Annotated in this window: 18 protein-coding genes; 14 read left to right on the plus strand and 4 right to left on the minus strand. The window is 71.8% G+C overall.

Annotated elements, in window-relative coordinates; genetic code table 11:
• Positions 1–23: 23 nt before the first annotated feature.
• The 5 genes from ACS5RC_RS21080 (at position 24) to ACS5RC_RS21100 (ending at position 6,326) form a co-directional block, all read left to right on the plus strand.
• Positions 24–2,666 (plus strand): MGH1-like glycoside hydrolase domain-containing protein, encoded by a 2,643-nt coding sequence (locus ACS5RC_RS21080; protein WP_478345870.1) that lies wholly within the window; start codon positions 24–26, stop codon positions 2,664–2,666.
• Between the two features lie 70 nt (positions 2,667–2,736).
• The gene (locus ACS5RC_RS21085) at positions 2,737–3,672 is read left to right on the plus strand and encodes a pirin family protein (protein ID WP_478345871.1); all 936 of its coding nucleotides are present in this window, start codon (positions 2,737–2,739) and stop codon (positions 3,670–3,672) included.
• Positions 3,673–3,915: 243 nt separating this feature from the next.
• Positions 3,916–4,497, plus strand: a complete 582-nt coding sequence (locus ACS5RC_RS21090; protein ID WP_478345872.1) for an RNA polymerase sigma factor — start codon at positions 3,916–3,918, stop codon at positions 4,495–4,497.
• Entirely contained in the window at positions 4,490–5,152 is a 663-nt protein-coding gene (locus tag ACS5RC_RS21095) for an NrsF family protein (RefSeq protein ID WP_478345873.1), read from the plus strand. The genes ACS5RC_RS21090 and ACS5RC_RS21095 overlap by 8 nt, the downstream gene beginning before the upstream one ends.
• A gap of 190 nt (positions 5,153–5,342) precedes the next feature.
• Positions 5,343–6,326: an NAD(P)H-dependent flavin oxidoreductase gene (locus tag ACS5RC_RS21100; protein ID WP_478345874.1), complete on the plus strand. Its 984-nt coding sequence runs from the start codon at positions 5,343–5,345 to the stop codon at positions 6,324–6,326.
• Positions 6,327–6,339: 13 nt separating this feature from the next.
• On the opposite strand, the gene ACS5RC_RS21105 is transcribed toward ACS5RC_RS21100, so the two are convergent.
• From ACS5RC_RS21105 to nthA, 3 genes are read right to left on the minus strand one after another with little or no spacing between them, the layout of a single operon-like run.
• A complete protein-coding gene (locus tag ACS5RC_RS21105) occupies positions 6,340–6,714 on the minus strand; it encodes a nitrile hydratase accessory protein (protein ID WP_478345875.1) in 375 nt (124 codons plus the stop codon).
• Positions 6,707–7,378 (minus strand): nitrile hydratase subunit beta, encoded by a 672-nt coding sequence (gene nthB / locus ACS5RC_RS21110; protein ID WP_478345876.1) that lies wholly within the window; start codon positions 7,376–7,378, stop codon positions 6,707–6,709. The genes ACS5RC_RS21105 and nthB overlap by 8 nt, the downstream gene beginning before the upstream one ends.
• Positions 7,375–8,022 (minus strand): nitrile hydratase subunit alpha, encoded by a 648-nt coding sequence (gene nthA, locus ACS5RC_RS21115; protein WP_478345877.1) that lies wholly within the window; start codon positions 8,020–8,022, stop codon positions 7,375–7,377. The genes nthB and nthA overlap by 4 nt, the downstream gene beginning before the upstream one ends.
• Positions 8,023–8,180: 158 nt before the next feature.
• On the opposite strand from nthA, the gene ACS5RC_RS21120 reads away from it, so the two are divergent.
• The 6 genes from ACS5RC_RS21120 to phnE (ACS5RC_RS21145) all read left to right on the plus strand — a co-directional run bounded on the left by ACS5RC_RS21120 (position 8,181) and on the right by phnE (ACS5RC_RS21145) (position 13,192).
• Positions 8,181–8,852 carry a DUF1045 domain-containing protein gene (locus tag ACS5RC_RS21120; RefSeq protein ID WP_478345878.1) on the plus strand — a complete coding sequence of 224 codons (672 nt, stop codon included), beginning with the start codon at positions 8,181–8,183 and terminating at the stop codon, positions 8,850–8,852.
• An 8-nt stretch (positions 8,853–8,860) separates the two neighbouring features.
• Positions 8,861–9,481 carry an LbetaH domain-containing protein gene (locus ACS5RC_RS21125; protein WP_478345879.1) on the plus strand — a complete coding sequence of 207 codons (621 nt, stop codon included), beginning with the start codon at positions 8,861–8,863 and terminating at the stop codon, positions 9,479–9,481.
• A gap of 179 nt (positions 9,482–9,660) precedes the next feature.
• Positions 9,661–10,461 carry a phosphonate ABC transporter ATP-binding protein gene (gene phnC / locus ACS5RC_RS21130; protein WP_478345880.1) on the plus strand — a complete coding sequence of 267 codons (801 nt, stop codon included), beginning with the start codon at positions 9,661–9,663 and terminating at the stop codon, positions 10,459–10,461.
• A 42-nt stretch (positions 10,462–10,503) separates the two neighbouring features.
• Positions 10,504–11,433, plus strand: a complete 930-nt coding sequence (phnD, locus tag ACS5RC_RS21135; protein ID WP_478345881.1) for a phosphonate ABC transporter substrate-binding protein — start codon at positions 10,504–10,506, stop codon at positions 11,431–11,433.
• A gap of 32 nt (positions 11,434–11,465) precedes the next feature.
• On the plus strand, positions 11,466–12,344 hold the full coding sequence (gene phnE, locus ACS5RC_RS21140) for a phosphonate ABC transporter, permease protein PhnE (RefSeq protein WP_478345882.1): 879 nt from the start codon (positions 11,466–11,468) through the stop codon (positions 12,342–12,344).
• Entirely contained in the window at positions 12,332–13,192 is an 861-nt protein-coding gene (gene phnE, locus ACS5RC_RS21145; RefSeq protein ID WP_478345947.1) for a phosphonate ABC transporter, permease protein PhnE, read from the plus strand. The genes phnE (ACS5RC_RS21140) and phnE (ACS5RC_RS21145) overlap by 13 nt, the downstream gene beginning before the upstream one ends.
• Before the next feature lie 105 nt (positions 13,193–13,297).
• Here the strand turns inward: phnE (ACS5RC_RS21145) and phnF are convergent, their stop codons facing one another.
• Positions 13,298–14,044 carry a phosphonate metabolism transcriptional regulator PhnF gene (gene phnF / locus ACS5RC_RS21150; RefSeq protein ID WP_478345883.1) on the minus strand — a complete coding sequence of 249 codons (747 nt, stop codon included), beginning with the start codon at positions 14,042–14,044 and terminating at the stop codon, positions 13,298–13,300.
• Between the two features lie 143 nt (positions 14,045–14,187).
• On the opposite strand from phnF, the gene phnG reads away from it, so the two are divergent.
• From phnG to ACS5RC_RS21165, 3 genes are read left to right on the plus strand one after another with little or no spacing between them, the layout of a single operon-like run.
• On the plus strand, positions 14,188–14,601 hold the full coding sequence (phnG, locus tag ACS5RC_RS21155) for a phosphonate C-P lyase system protein PhnG (RefSeq protein ID WP_478345884.1): 414 nt from the start codon (positions 14,188–14,190) through the stop codon (positions 14,599–14,601).
• Complete coding sequence (phnH, locus tag ACS5RC_RS21160) at positions 14,601–15,200, plus strand: phosphonate C-P lyase system protein PhnH (RefSeq protein ID WP_478345885.1); 600 nt, start codon at positions 14,601–14,603, stop codon at positions 15,198–15,200. Before phnG ends, phnH begins: the two co-directional genes overlap by 1 nt.
• Positions 15,201–15,203: 3 nt before the next feature.
• The gene (locus ACS5RC_RS21165; RefSeq protein ID WP_478345886.1) at positions 15,204–16,316 is read left to right on the plus strand and encodes a carbon-phosphorus lyase complex subunit; all 1,113 of its coding nucleotides are present in this window, start codon (positions 15,204–15,206) and stop codon (positions 16,314–16,316) included.
• The last annotated feature ends 5 nt before the right edge of the window (positions 16,317–16,321 follow it).

A 16,321-nucleotide genomic window follows, 5' to 3' on the forward strand; every position in this document is an offset into this window, starting at 1 on the left:
ACCGTCGGCGCCGGGGGCCGGCCGTGAGCGAGCTCGATGCCTGGGCCGAGCGCCGCCGCCTCGCCGAGCAGGCGCGCGGCGAGCGGGCCTGGTCCCTGTGGGGCCCCTACCTGGCCGAGCGCCAATGGGGCACGGTGCGGGAGGATTACAGCCGCGACGGCAACGCCTGGCGCTCGCTGCCGCACGAGGAGGCGCGCTCGCGGGCCTATCGCTGGGGCGAGGATGGCCTCGCGGGGATCTGCGACGAGCGCGGGCAGATGTGCCTTGCCCTCGCCCTCTGGAACGGGCGCGATCACATCCTGAAGGAACGCCTGTTCGGCCTCACCAACGAGGAGGGCAACCACGGCGAGGACGTCAAGGAGATCTACCACTATCTCGACGCGGTCCCGAGCCACGCCTACCTGAAGTTCCTCTACCGCTATCCGCAAGGTCCCTTCCCGTACGACGCGCTGGTGCGCGAGGGCCTGCGGCGCGATCGCTCCATGCCCGAATACGAGCTGGCCGATACCGGCATCTTCGAGGGCGGACGCTTCTTCGACGTGACGGTCGAATACGCCAAGGAGGATGTCGACGACATCCACGCGGTGGTGACGGCGACCAATCGCGGGCCGGAGACGGCCGATCTCCACGTCGTGCCGCAGCTCTGGTACCGCAACACCTGGTCGTGGCGGGAGAACGGCCCGCGCCCACGAATGACGGCGATGCCCGACGGCAGCGTCGCCTGCGACCATGCCCGGCTCGGGCGCTACCGCCTCACCTACGAGGGCGAGCCGGAGGTGCTGTTCTGCGAGAACGACACCAACCTGCGCCTCCACGGCTGTCAGCCCGAGGCCGCCGGGCCGTTCAAGGACGGCCTCCACGCGGCGATCGTCGACCGGGACGCCGACGCGGTTCGGCGCGACGGGGGAACGAAGCTCGGGCTGCACTACGCCCTGCGCCTGGGCCCAGGCGAGACGCGCCGCGTCAGCCTCAGGCTCTGCGCGGGCACCCGGCCGCGCCCCGTCGATCGCGAGGGCGCCATCGTGCACCGGCGGATCTCGGAGGCGGACGCCTTCTACGACATGCTCCAGGACGGGATCGAGGGGCAGGAGGCCCGCGCCGCGTTCCGGCAGGCGGCGGCCGGGCTGATCTGGACGAAGCAGCTCTACTGCTACGACGTGCGGCTCTGGCTACAGGGCGACCCGCTCCAGCCCGCGCCCCCGGCCGAGCGCGGCGGCGGCCGCAACGTCCATTGGCGCCATTTCGCGGGCGCCGACGTGCTCTCGATGCCCGATACCTGGGAATACCCTTGGTTCGCGGCGTGGGACCTCGCCTTCCACTGCCTGCCGCTGGCGCTGCTCGACCCGGATTTCGCCAAGAAGCAGCTCCTGCTCCTCACCCGCGAATGGTACATGCACCCGAACGGCCAGCTCCCGGCCTACGAGTGGGAATTCGGCGACGCCAACCCGCCGGTCCACGCCTGGGCGACCTACCGGGTCTTCGAGATCGACCGGGACCGGCGCGGCGGACGCGGCGATCTCGCCTTCCTCGAGGGCGTGTTCCACAAGCTCCTGATCAACTTCACCTGGTGGGTGAACCGCAAGGACGCGGACGGCCGCAACGTCTTCCAGGGCGGCTTCCTCGGCCTCGACAATGTCGGGGTGTTCGACCGCTCGCGCCCGCCGCCGGGCTTCGGGCGCATCCATCAGGCCGACGGCACCGCCTGGATGGCGATGTACGCGCTCAACATGATGCGCATCGCCCTCGAACTCGCGCTGCACAACGACGTCTACGAGAGCACCGCCTCGAAATTCTTCGAGCATTTCCTCCTGATCGCCGAGGCGATGACCGACATGGGCGGCGAGGGCTTCGGCCTCTGGGACGAGGAGGACGAGTTCTACTACGACGAGGTCGACATACCGGGCGGCGGGATGCTCCCCCTGCGCGTGCGCTCGATGGTGGGGCTGGTCCCGCTCTTCGCCGTCGAGGTGATCGAGCCCTCGGTGCTGCAGCGCCTGCCCGATTTCGCCAGGCGCCTGAACTGGGTGCTGGAGAACCGGCCCCATCTCGCCCGCCTCGTCTCGCGCTGGGCGGAGGGCGGCGTCGGCGACCGCAAGCTGCTCTCGCTGCTGCGCGGCCACCGCATGAAGGCGCTCCTGCGCCGCATGCTCGACGAGGCCGAGTTCCTCTCCGACCACGGGGTGCGCTCGCTCTCGAAGGCGCATCGCGACGCGCCCTACGTCCTGAACGAGTTCGGCGCCTCCTTCACCGTCCGCTACGACCCGGCCGATTCCACGTCGAACATGTTCGGCGGCAACTCGAACTGGCGCGGCCCGGTCTGGATGCCGGTGAACTACCTGATCATCGAGGCGCTCCGCCGCTTCCATGCCTATTATGGCGACGACTTCCTGGTGGAATTTCCCACCGGCTCCGGCCGCAACGCGACGCTCAACGCCATCGCGGATGCGCTCTCCGACCGGCTGATCGCCCTGTTCGAGACGGGCGCCGACGGCCACCGGCCCTATGCCGGCGGTCCCGCGCCGATCCCGCCCGAGCCCGGCGCGGAGGAGCCCTTCCTGTTCCACGAGTTCTTCGACGGGGATACCGGGCGGGGGCTCGGCGCGTCCCACCAGACGGGCTGGACGGCGCTCATTCTCAACCTGCTGCACCAGCGCGCGCGGCGCTGAGCCCTGCGAGACTGGACCGCCCCGGCCGCCCGGGGCAGACTCGCCCCCTGGATGTGGCGCGAGGTGGCCGATGAGTTGGAATCCTGCCCTGGAGCCGGGTTGCCCGGACGCGGTCGGCATCGACGCGATCGAGACCCTGATCGTGCCGCGTGCGCGCGATCTCGGCGATTTCGAGGTCCGGCGCGCCCTCCCCTCGCCGAAGCGCCAGATGGTCGGACCGTTCGTGTTCTTCGATCAGGCCGGGCCGGCCGAGTTCGTCACCGGCAAGGGGGTCGACGTCCGCCCGCACCCGCATATCGGGCTCGGCACCGTGACCTACCTCTACCGCGGCGAGTTCCAGCACCGCGACAGCACGGGCGCGAACCAGACCATCCTGCCGGGCGCGGTGAACTGGATGGTGGCGGGACGCGGCGTGACGCATTCCGAGCGCACCGGCGTCGATACCCGCCGCGCGCCCCACGCCCTGTTTGGGATCCAGACCTGGGTCGCTCTGCCCGAGGACAAGGAGGAGGTCGCCCCGAGCTTCGAGCACCATGCCAAGGACACGCTGCCGGTGATCGAGGCGGAGGGCGTCAGCCTGCGCCTGATCCTGGGGCGGGCCTACGGCGAGGTCGCCCCGGCGCGGCTGTTCACGGACACCTTCTACGCCGACGTCAGCCTCGCCCCGGGGGCCCGGCTGCCGCTCCCCTCGGACCACGAGGATCGCGGCCTCTACATCGTCGAGGGCTCGGTCTCGATCGCCGGCCAGACCTTCGAATCCGGGCAGATGATGGTGTTCCGCCCCCGGGACGCGATCACGGTCGCGGCCGGCCCTCTGGGCGCCCGCCTCGTCGCGCTCGGCGGCGCGACGCTCGAGGGGCCGCGCTACCTCTGGTGGAACTTCGTGTCCTCCCGCCGCGAGCGGATCGAGGAGGCCAAGGAGGAATGGCGCCGCGGGGAATGGGGTCGGGGCCAGTTCGACCTGCCGGCCGACGACCGGGCCGAATTCATTCCGCTGCCTCCCTGAGGCGCTCCGCCGTAACCTCCCGGGCGCGACGGCGAATGCACGGTGTCCCTCCGAGAGGTCGCCATGCCTTCAGCCCCGATCCTGCGCCGCGACGGCGACACGGCTCCTCCGGCGTCGCTGCCGCCGGCGAGCGTAGCCACGCGCGCGCCGGGGACGTAGACTGTCATGAGCGTCATGCGGCTGGATGGCCCACTCGGCCCGTTCGGGGCCGCGCCCGAGGCCCGAATCGGAGCTCAGGTTCCCATGTCCGCTCGACCGGCCGCTGAGGCTGCCCTGTCGGCCGCGATGCGGGCCGTCCAGGAGGGCGATGCCGCGGCCTACCGGATCCTCCTGCGCGACTGCGTCCCGCTGATCGCCGCCGTGGCGCGCGGCCAGGGCATCCGCGGCGCGACGGTGGACGACGTGGTGCAGGAGACCCTGATCACCGTCCATCGCGCGCGCGCGACCTATGATCCGGCCCGTCCGTTCCTGCCCTGGCTGCGGGCCATCGCCCAGCGCCGCTCGGTCGACGCGATCCGCCGCGGTGCGCGCAGGCCGCGCGAGGTCTACGACCCGATCGCCTACGAGGCGCAGGCGGATGACGGCCCCTCCCCCGGCCACGGCATCGAGGCCGGCCAGCGCGCCAGCCACCTCGCCTCCGCCGTCGCCCGCCTGCCCGAGGGCCAGCGTCAGGCGATCGAGCATCTCGGCTTCCGTGAACTCTCCCTCGAGGAGACCGCTGCCCTGACGGGGCGGACGAAGGGTGCGCTGAAGGTGAATTTCCATCGGGCGCTCAAGGCCCTGCGTGTCGCGCTCTCGGCCGACAAGGAAGGCCGGGATGTCTGATCCGACGCGCCACGACCGGCTCCTCGACGATCTCGCCGGCGCGCTGCGGCCCGTCCGCCGGCTTCCGGCCCCGGGACTGCGCGCCGTCGCGTGGTGCGGAGCCGCGCTCGGCCTCGGTGTCGCGATGCTGCCGATGGCCGATACCGGCGCCCTCGTGGCCCGGCTCGGCGTGCCGGATCTGCGCGTGGCGGCCTTCGCCGCCGTGCTGACCGCGATCGCCGCCGCCTTCGCGGCCTTCCAGTCGAGCGTCCCCGGCCGCTCCACGGCCTGGGCCCTGCTGCCGCTTCCGCCGCTCGCGATCTGGCTCGGGTCGAGCGGCCTCGGCTGCCTGCGCAGCACGGTCGCGCCGGGAACCGAGAACGCGGCCGGCACCGAGATGGTCGGCTGCTTCGTCTTCCTGATGGCGGTGTCGCTGCCGCTCTCCGTTCTGCTCGTCGTGATGCTGCGACGGGCCTGCCCCCTGCGTCCGAATCTGACCGCCGCGCTTGCCGGCTTGGCCGCCTCGGCGGCGGCGGCGGCGCTCCTCGTGCCGTTCCATCCGCACGATGCCACGGCGACGGATCTCGCCGTGCATCTCCTCGCGGTCGGTCTCGTGATCGGCCTGAACGGTCTGCTCGGCGGCCGCCTTCTCGACAGGACGCGGGCGCCGCGCTGACCGATCGGCACCGGATCGTTTTCGATGTGCCGGTACCCCGGGTCGCTGCGCGGCGACCGTCGAACGTCCGGGACACCCATCGGCTTGCCGAGTTTTTCGCAAGGATGGTACGGTCGCTGCGATCCCGGCCGAGATTCCGGCCGGCGGCCGAGCCGTGCCCTCTGAGGGCCTTTCCGGAACGACACCCCGCATGACCGCCCTCCCCGGCCTCGACGCCCGCCTCGCCCTGCCCGTGATCGCGGCGCCGCTCTTCATCATCTCGAACCCGGATCTGGTGATCGCCCAGTGCAAGGCCGGGATCGTCGGGTCCTTCCCGGCGCTCAACGCGCGGCCGGCGGCGCTCCTCGATGCGTGGCTGGCGCAGATCACCGAGGCGCTGGCCGCGCATGACGCGCGCCATCCCGAGCGGCCGGCGGCGCCCTTCGCGGTCAACCAGATCGTCCACCGCTCGAACGACCGGCTCGAGCAGGATCTGGCCGTGTGCGAGAAGTACCGGGTGCCGATCGTCATCACCTCGCTCGGCGCGCGGCCGGAGGTGAACGCGGCCGTGCACGGCTGGGGCGGCCTCGTGCTGCACGACGTCATCAACGCCGCCTTCGCCCGCAAGGCGGTGGAGAAGGGCGCCGACGGCCTGATCGCGGTGGCTGCCGGCGCGGGCGGGCATGCCGGGACGCTCTCGCCCTTCGCCCTCGTCTCCGAGATCCGCCGCTGGTTTTCGGGGCCGGTCGCCCTCTCGGGGGCGATCGGAACGGGCGCGGCTGTCCTCGCCGCGCAGGCCGCGGGCGCCGACTACGCCTATGTGGGCTCCGCCTTCATCGCGACCGAGGAGGCGAATGCCGCCGCGGCCTACAAGCAGGCGGTGGTCGACGGCGCGGCCGGCGACATCGTCTACACCAACCTCTTCACCGGCGTGCACGGCAATTACCTGCGCGGTTCGATCCAGGCCGCCGGGCTCGATCCCGACGCGCTGCCGGTCTCGGATCCCTCGACCATGAATTTCGGTTCGGGAGAGGGCGGCCATCGCAAGGCCTGGAAGGACATCTGGGGCTGCGGCCAGGGCATCGGCGGGGTCGATGCCGTGGTGCCGGCCGCCGATCTCGTCGGCCGGCTGGCGCGGGAATACGCGGCCGCCCGCCGGGCCATCGCCGAGCGCCCGTTCGCGGCGGCGATCTGATCCGCGCCGCGCGCTAAGCGGGCCGGGCCTCGGCCGTCTGACGGTCGTTCGCCTCGGGAGCGATCGCCTCGGGATCGTTCGCGAGCCGGATCGGTTCGCCGTGCGGGGTCGCGGCGGCGGCCCGGGCGAAGGCGTCGCGCCGCGCCGCCCGCGCGGGCGGCGCGACGATCCCGCGGGCGCAGAGCACGTCCTCCAGCGTGGCGATCCACGCGGCGTAATCCGCCGTCCCGCCGCTGCGCCGGGTCTGCGCGCCCAGGGCCTCGGCCCATTCGCTCCAGGTGAACAGGCCGCGATCCTGCAGCGCCACCACCAGGGCGAAGGCCTGCGCCTCCCAGGGCTCGGCGAAGACCGGCGTCTCCGCGGGCGCAGCCTTCGGGGTCTCAAGCATCGGCTGCGGGCTCCAGATAGCTCTCGAAGGCGTTCACCGAGACCGCATCCCCGGCCGCGCCCTCCTCCGCCCCCCAGAGTTCCTGCGCGGAGAAGCGCACGGTGTAGAGCCATTGCGGCGCCTCGCCCGCGAGGCGGGCGTTGCTGTCGGGGAAGACGAAGCCGCCATGCACCCGCTCGACCGTGCCGGTTCGGCCGCGGACGTAGCGGGGCAGGCGCGTATGCCCCCGCGGATTGAGGACGCGGGCGCGAACCGCGTCGCCCGCCGCGAAGCGCGCCGGTGCGGCGACGGGCCGGTCGCTCGGGAAGCCGCGCCCGAACAGCGGCCGGACCGCCTCGCCCGTCAGGACGCGGGCGATCGCGGCCGGCGGCGCGGAGACGGCGCCCGATGCGAGTTCCGCCGCAGTGGCGAGCCCATGCTCCAGAACCTGACGCTCGAGCGCCTTGAGCCAGATCGCGTAGTAGCTCGCCGTGAGGTATTCGCCGGGCGGGAGCGATTCCCGCGCCGCGCGGCTGGCATCGAGGTTCCAGGCACCGGTGAACCCCATCGCCATCGCGAGGGCGAAGACCCGGCGCTCCCAGGGCGCGTGGAAAACGGGCTCGTCGGGCTCGGGTGCGACCGGCCCGAACCCGTGCATGCCGCCGAGATCCTGGCCGCCGTTCATGCGGTGTCTCCGGGCGGGCGCGGCAGCCCGGTGCCGATCATCGCATCCCGGGTGACCAGGGCGGCGAGCCCGGCCTCGTCGAGATCCTCGGTGCCGGGCGGGCGCATCGGCAGCACCATGTAGCGCAGCTCGGCGGTCGAATCCCAGACGCGGATGCGGGTGTCGGCGGGCAGGACGACGCCGAAATCGGCGAGCACCGCGCGCGGCTCGCTCACCGCCCGGGCGCGGTAGGGCGGCGACTTGTACCAGACCGGCGGCAGGCCGAGCACCGGCCAGGGGTAGCAGGAGCACAGGGTGCAGACCACGAGGTTATGCGTGGCCGGGGTGTTCTCCACCACCACCATGTGCTCCCCGCCCCGGCCCCCGACGCCGATTTCCCGCATCGCCGGCGTCGCGTCCGCGAGCAGGCGCGTTCGGAATCCCGGATCGGTCCAGGCGCGGGCGACGACGCGCGCGCCGTTGTGAGGGCCGACCTCGGTCTCGTAGGTCTCGATCAGCGCGTCGAGCGCGGCGGGCTCGACATACCCCTTCTCGACGAGGATCGATTCGAGGGCGCGCACGCGCAGCTCCATCGCCGACAGGGTGCTGCCGTGCGCCTGCCCGTCGTGGTCGTGATGGTGGTCGTGGTCGTGGTCGTGCGCCATGCCGGTCTCCTGCCCCCAGATTAGGCGGACCGGCGGGGTTTGGGGAGATGCCGCGCGCGGATCGCCTTGCGGGCTCGGCGGGGCGTCATCAAACTTGTGCGGTCCCCGCATTATGAGACCGCACCCGCCGGGTGCGGTCGGCTCCGAGAACGGCCCCTTTGGACACCTCCCCGCGCTACGCGCTCTACTTCACCCCCGCCGAGGGGTCGGCGCTCGCCGCCTTCGGTACGGCCATCCTGGGCGCGGGCCCGGCGCCCCGCCTGCCGGCGCCGCTGCGGGAGGCGCTCCCGGCGATCACGGCCGAGCCGCGGATCTACGGATTCCACGCCACGCTGAAGGCGCCGATGCGCCTCGCCTCCGGTGTGGACGAGGCCGATCTCGTCACGGCCTGCGCGGCTCTCGCCGCGCCGCGCCCGCCGCTCGTGGTGGGCGCCATGGGCGTCGCCCGGCTCGGCGCCTTCCTGGCCCTGGTGCCGGAGGCGCCGCCGCCGGGTCTGGGTCTGCTCGCGGCGGAATGCGTCGCCGCGCTCGACGGCCTGCGCGCGCCCCTCACCGACGCGGACCGGGCTCGGCGCGGGGCGGACAGCCTCAATCCGCGCCGACGCGCCCTGTTCGAGCGCTGGGGCTACCCGCACGTGTTCGAGGCGTTCCGCTTCCACATGACCCTGACGGGACGCCTGCCCGACGACGCGATCGGGCCCTGGCACGCGGCGCTCGCGGCCGCCTACGCGGAGATTGCCGAACCGCTCGTGATCGACGCCGTGACGCTGCTGCGCCAGGACGGCGCCGCGCCGTTCCGCGTCCTGCGGCGCATCCCCTTCACCGACTAGGAGTCTCCATGTCCGCAAAGCGACTCGGGCCCAATCCGAGCGTGGATCCGAGCGCGCGGATCGTCGATTGCCGGCTCGGCCGCTACACCGAGATCGGCGCCCGCACGCGGCTCACCGAGACCCGGATCGACGATTATTCCTACATCGTCGAGGACGGCGAGGTGATCTACACGCGCATCGGCAAGTTCTGCTCGATCGCCGCTCAGGTCCGGATCAATCCGGGCAACCACCCGGTCGAGCGGGCCTCGCAGGCGCATTTCACCTATCGGGCGAACGCCTACTGGCCGGAGGAACCGGACGAGGCCGCCTTCTTCGAGCGCCGCCGGGCGAAGGCGGTCGAGATCGGGCACGACGTCTGGATCGGTCACGGAGCGGTCGTCCTGCCCGGACGCAGCGTCGGGACCGGCGCCGTCCTGGGCGCCGGCACCGTGGTGACCCACGACGTCGCCCCCTACACGATCGTCGTCGGCAACCCGGCGCGGGTGCTGCGGCGGCGATTCTCCGTGGCGGTCGCGGAGCGCCTGCTGGCCTTGGGGTGGTGGGACTGGGATCACGAGCGGCTGCGCCGCGCCCTGCCCGACTTCCGCGCCCTGCCGATCGAGGATTTCCTGGAACGCTACGAGGGGTGAAGACCCGCCGAGGGGGCCGCTGTCATCCTACCGTTACGCGCGGTGCGTTTAAGGAAGACAGATCCGGACCGGGACCCGGCGCGATCGGTGCGCGGCTCCGGGTCTTCGTCGCGGCGCTCCCGGACGAGGCGGGTCCGCCGTCGCTTCGGAGATCGCGCAGTCACGGTGGACGGACCCGCATGCTCATCGTCGAAGACCTCACGCGGCGTTACGGCCATCGGCTCGCGGTCGACCGGGTCTCGTTGCGCGTCGAGCGCGGCAGCTTCGTCGGCGTGATCGGCCGGTCCGGCGCCGGCAAGTCGACCCTGCTGCGCATGTTGAACCGCCTCGCCGAGCCCTCGGCCGGACGGATCCTCTACGATGGTCTCGACGTGACGGCCCTGCAGGGCCGCGACCTCCGGCGCTGGCGCGCGCGCTGCGCCATGGTGTTCCAGCAATTCAACCTCGTCGGCCGGCTCGACGTGCTGACGAACGTCCTGATGGGGCGCCTGTCCCAGGTTCCGAGCCACCGCTCCCTGCTGAAGCTGTGGGCACCCGAGGACCGGGCGATGGCGCTCGCGGCGCTGGACGGCTTCGACATGGGTCAGTTCGCCGCCCACCGCGCGGGCGAATTGTCGGGCGGGCAGCAGCAGCGCGTCGCCATCGCCCGTGCCCTGGTGCAGGAGCCCGACATCATCCTGGCGGACGAGCCCGTGGCCTCCCTCGATCCCCGCAACACCAAGCTGGTGATGGACGCGCTGGCCGACGCCAACAAGCGCCTCGGCATCACCGTGCTGTGCAACCTCCACTCCCTCGATCTGGCCCGCGCCTATTGCGATCGCCTCGTCGGGCTCGCCGATGGCCGCGTGGTGTTCGACGGCCGCGCCTTCGACCTCACCGAGGATGTCGCCCAACAGCTCTACGGTCTCGAGGCCGGGGAGGTGATGGACCGTCCGATCGCCGTTCCGGACGCCGTCCGGCAGGCAGCCCTCGTAGCCTGAGGCCGGGCTGCGACAGGATTCACTGGTTCCAGGAGACACACGATGCTGACCCGCCGCACCCTCGCGGGCGCCTTCGCCGCGCTTGCCCTGATCGCCTCTCCCGCCGCCGCGCAGGATTGGAAAGCGACATACCCCGAGCTGACCCTCGCGGTGATCCCGGCCGAGAACGCGTCCGGCACCACCGACCGCTACGCGCCGCTGACGGAGTATCTCACCCGGTCGCTCGGCGTGCCGGTGAAGCTCCGGGTCGCCAACGACTACGCCGCCGTGATCGAGGGGCAGCGCGCCGGGAACATCCAGATCGCCTTCTACGGCCCGGCCTCGTTCGCCCGCGCCGTGATGACCGGCGTCAAGATCGAGCCGATCGTCAACCAGAAGCACAACAACGGAGCCTCCGGCTATTACTCGGTGATCTACGTGCGGGCGGACAGCCCCTACAAGACGGTCGAGGATCTCAAGGGCAAGAGCCTCGCTCTCGTCGATCCGAATTCCACCTCCGGCAATCAGGCGCCGCGCTTCTTCCTCAACAAGGCCGGCTACGACGTCGACAAGCATTTCGGCAAGACGGTCTTCGCCGGCAGCCACGAGAATGCCGTGCTGGCTCTCGTCCAGGGCACCACCGACGCCGCCGCGAATCTCTGGAATTCCGAGACTGACACGATGGTCACCCGCATGGCCGTGAAGGGCATGCTGAAGAAGCCGGACGGCACACAGATGAGCCAGGCCGACTTCCGGGTCGTCTTCAAGTCGGCCTTCCTGCCCGAGGGACCCTTCGCCATGCTGGCGAGCCTGCCCGACGCGCTGAAGGCGAAGATCGTCGAGGCCTTCGTCACGCTGCCGAAGAGCGACAAGTCGGCCTTCGACCGTCTCTCCGACGGCAAGGACCTCGACCTCACGGCGGTGACGCTCAAGGATTATCAGCCGATCATCGAGATGCTGAAGTTCAACGACGACCAGCGCCGCAAGTCCTGATCGGCGAGGGTGCCGGGCCGGACGATCCCCCGATGAGCCGACACATCGCGGAACCCGCCCGCGCCGCGGCGCTGGTGGGGGCGTATGGCCGGGCGGTGGCGGCCAGCCGTCGACGGATCCTGGCGGGTCTGGTGCTCATCGCCGGGCTGATCCTCGCGGCGGGCTGGGTCGCCGAAATCCGTCCCGTGGTCTTCGCGGAGAATATCGGCAAGTTCCCCGCCTATATCGCGCAGATCCTGCCCCATCTGACCCTCGCCAACCTGCGCGGCGACGTCGCGGACTGGTACTGGGGTTTTTCGAGATGGGCGGCGCTTCTCGGCGAGACCCTGCTGATGGCCTATCTCGGCACGCTTCTCGGCGGGGTCGCGGCCTTTCTCCTCTGTTTCGGCGCGGCCGCCAACATCGCCCGAACGCGTACCGGCTGGTTCATCGCGCGGCGCAGCCTCGAGCTGTTCCGCACCGTCCCGGAGGTGGTCTTCGCGCTGATCTTCGTGATCGCCTTCGGGCTTGGCCCGATGGTCGGCGTGCTGGCGCTGGCGATCCACACCACGGGTGCGCTGGGCAAGCTCTTCGCCGAGGTGGTCGAGAACATCGACATGAAGCCGGTCGAGGGTCTCACGGCCTCGGGCGCCTCGCGGCTTGCCGCGATCCGCTTCGCGGTGCTGCCGCAGGTCCTCTCGAACTTCGCCTCCTACGGGCTGCTGCGCTTCGAGATCAATGTGCGGGGGGCCGGCGTGATGGGCTTCGTCGGTGCGGGCGGGATCGGCCAGGAATTTCTCGTGGCGATCCGCAACTTCTACTACACGGATGTGAGCGCGATCCTGCTGATGATCATCGCCACCGTGATGGCGATCGATCTCGCCACCGAGCGGCTGCGCCATCGCCTGATCGGGCTGGAATCCGACCGGTGAGCGGGCGCCCCACCTCCGCCGTCGATATCGACGCCCTGCGTGCCCGGCATCCCGATGCCTTCCGGGTGTCGTGGCGCAACCGCCTCGCCGTCGCGGGCATCGTCGCGGCCGTCGTCGGCCTCGCGCTCTTCGCGATGGTCCGCCTCGATTTCTCGGCGTCGCGCATCGTCAACGGGCTCGGGCGCCTCGGCGAATTCTCGTTGATGCTGCTGCCGCCCTCCGCCGGCGGGCGCCTTCCGGTCTTTCTCCAAGCCCTGGGCGAGACCCTGGCGATCGCGTTCCTGGGCACGCTGACGGCGGCGATCCTGGCGTTTCCGGTCGCCTTCCTGGCGGCCAAGACCGTGGTGCCGAACCCCGTCCTGCATTTTGCGATTCGCCGCGGCCTCGACGTGATGCGCTCCGTCGACGTGCTGATCTGGGCGCTGATCTGGATCAACGTGGTCGGGCTCGGCCCCTTTGCCGGCGCGCTCGCGATCGCCTGCTCGGATTTCGGGGCGCTGGGCAAGCTGTTCTCGGAAGCGGTGGAGACCGCCGACCGCAAGGCCTCCGACGGCGTCCTCGCCGCGGGCGGGAGCGCGCTCCACCGTATCCGCTTCGGGCTGGTGCCCGGCGTGCTGCCGGTGCTCGGCAGCCAGGTCCTCTACTTCTTCGAATCGAATACCCGCTCGGCCACGATCATCGGCATCGTCGGCGCGGGCGGCATCGGGCAGTACCTGACGGAGCTGATCCGCGTACTCGAACTCCAGCAGGTCGCCTGCCTGGTGCTGATGATCCTCGTGACCGTCGCGGCGATCGACGCCGTGTCGAGCCGGCTGCGTCGCGCCCTGATCGGCGGCGCGGCGCGCTAGGGCATGGTCCGCCGAAGCGGCCTTCGGCCCTCCGAAAGGATGCGCTACACCCAGGAGCGCGAGCGCGTCCCGTGATCCCTGGATCGAAGGAAAGCGCTCGCGTGCTCATTCCACCACGAGTTCGACCCGGTCGGCCGCGAACAGGCTGCGGGTCCACTGGATCCGCCGGCCCTCCGGATCGGCGTTCACGCTCGACACCGTGAGGAGCGTGCGCCCGGGCGCGATATCGAGTTGCGCCCCCTCCTCGGCCTGCGCCGCCCGCGCACCGATCCGGGTCGAGAGGCGCGTGTAATCGCCGACGCCGAAGGCCGCGAAGGCGCGGGTGATCGAGCCGGTCCGGCCGTACGCCGCATCGAATCCGGAGAACCGGGGCAGCGGCAGGAGCGTCCGGGCGGCCGAGATCGGCACGCCGTCCGCCCGGTGCAGGGTGCGCATCTCGAGCACCGCGCTGCCGGGCTCCAGACCCAGGACCTCCGCGGTCTCGGCGTCGGCCGCGACGGCGGCGGATGCGACGAGCTCGCCCCACGCCTCCCGGCCGGCGCGCGAGACGTTCTCGGAGAAGCGCGTGCGCGGGCCGATCGGATAGGCGATCTGTCCCTGCTCCACGAAGGTGCCGCGCCCCTGCGTGGCGCGGACCAGCCCGGCCTGCGCCAGGGCCGCGAGCGCGCGCCGTACCGTGTGGCGGTTGACCCCGAATCGCAGCGCGAGAGCCGCCTCGGTCGGCACCTGGCTTCCGGGCGCCAGCGCCCCTCGGCCGATCTCGGCCACGAGCGCGTCGGCGATCTGGCGCCACGCGGCGAGCCCCTCGCCCCGGCGCAGAAGCGTCACCGGCTTGTCGTGCACATCCTTCATCACGGCTCCGCGTCACCCTTGCGCGTCATCGCTCGGTTGTCTAAACATATAGACAAATATGGAGCCATCGCAGCATGCACTCCGACGGCAGGCAAACACCAACCGCGCCCGCGGCGCCAGAGATCGCCGGGCGCCGCGCCGCGATGGCGCTCACCGCCTCAGCGACTCTGTCCGAATTGCAGGCCGCCCTGGTGCGGACCGGCCTGTCCGATCAGGCGGAGGATCTGCGTGCGCCCGAGACCGGTCTGGTGATGACCCGCGGCCGGATCGGCGGGGACGGGCGGGCCTTCAATCTCGGCGAGGCGACCGTGACGCGAGCGGCCGTCCGGCTGCCCGGCGGCGAGACCGGCTTCGCCTACCTGCTCGGACGGGACCGGGCGCGGGCGCGGCTCGCCGCCATCCTCGACGCCCACTGGCAGCGCCCGGAGCACCGCGCCGTCGTCGAGGAGGCGCTGCAGGCCGTGGCCGAGCGACGGGCGGACGAGGCGCGAGCCCTGGCCCGCCGTGTGGCCGCGACGCGCGTCAACTTCTTCACGCTGGCCCGGGGCGAGGATTGATGACGCTCGCCCGCGGCTTCGCCGATCCCGTGCACGACGCGCAGGAGGTCTTTCGCGCGGTCATGGACGCGATGGCCCGTCCCTGCCGCGTGCGCCCGCTGCGCACGGATCTCGCGCCGCCCCGGCCGCTGACGCCGGAACTCGCGGCGCTGGCGCTAACGCTTGCCGATGCCGACACGCCGCTCTGGGTCGACCCGGCGCTCGGGTCCGAGCCCGCGGTCGCCGCGTTCCTGCGCTTCCACACCGGGGCGCCGATCGTGGCCTCGTCCGCCGAGGCCACCTTCGCGCTCATCGCGGATCCGGCCGCCTGCCCGGACTTCGCAGCCTTCGCGCAGGGAAGCCCGAATTACCCGGACACATCCGCCACCCTGATCCTGGCGCTCGATCGGATTGCAGAGGATGGCGGTGAGGCCTTCGACGGACCCGGGATTTGCGGCACGGCGCGGTTGGCCGCGAGCCCCCTGCCGCCGGACTGGCCCGAGCGACTGCGGGCCAACCGCGCCGCCTTCCCGCGCGGGGTCGATCTCGTCCTGACGGCGCCCGGCCGCGTCGCCGGGCTTCCGCGCTCGGCGCGGCTCCTCGTGCCGGCGGAGGCCTGAGCGATGTACGTGGCCGTCAAGGGCGGCGAGGCTGCCATCGACAACGCCCACCGCCTGCTCGCCGAGACGCGGCGGGGCGATCCCGCCGTTCCCGATCTCACGGTGGCGCAGATCCGCGAGCAGATGAGCCTGCTGGTCGACCGGGTGATGACCGAGGGCTCGCTGCACGATCCCGATCTCGCCGCGCTCGCTCTGAAGCAGGCCCGCGGCGACGTGGTCGAGGCGGTGTTCCTGGTGCGGGCCTATCGGACGACGCTGCCGCGCTTCGGCGCGACCGAGCCCCTCGAGACCGGGGCGATGGCGGTCTCGCGCCGCGTCTCGGCCACCTTCAAGGACCTGCCCGGCGGACAGGTGCTCGGCCCGACCTTCGACTACACCCACCGGCTGATCGATTTCGCCCTCGCCGCCGGAGCCGAGCCGGAGCCGGCCTCCGAGACGGAGCCCGGTCCCGATGCCGGGCTCTGTTCCCGGGTGACGGACATCCTCGGGACGGCCGGGCTGGTCGAGCCCTCACCGCCGGAGGATGGGCGGCCCGTGGGCGATCTCACCCGCGAGCCCGTCGATTACCCGGCCGACCGGGCCCTGCGCCTGCAGACGCTCGCCCGCGGCGACGAGGGCTTCGTCCTCGCCCTCGCCTACTCGACGCAGCGCGGCTACGGCCGCACCCACCCCTTCGTGGGCGAGATCCGGTTCGGGACCGTCGCGCTCGACATCGTGCCGGAGGAACTCGGATTTCCGGTCACGCTCGGCACCGTGCCGGTGACCGAGTGCCAGATGCTGAACCAGTTCCACGGCAGCGACGGGGTGCCCCCGCAATTCACCCGGGGCTACGGCCTCACCTTCGGCCAGAGCGAGCGCAAGGCGATGGCGATGGCGCTCGTCGACCGCTCGCTGCGGGCGGCGGAACTCGGTGAGGCCGTGGTCGCCCCGGCCCAGGACCAGGAATTCGTCCTCGCCCATTGCGACAGCCTTCAGGCCACCGGTTTCGTCGAGCACCTGAAGCTGCCGCATTACGTGGATTTCCAGGCCGAGCTGGAGCTGGTCCGGCGGCTGCGCGCGGAGCACGCGGCGGGCGGGACGGCGCCCGGCGATCCGATGCGGGAGGCGGCCGAGTGAGCGCG

Source organism: Methylobacterium sp. HJ2, from assembly GCF_056431005.1.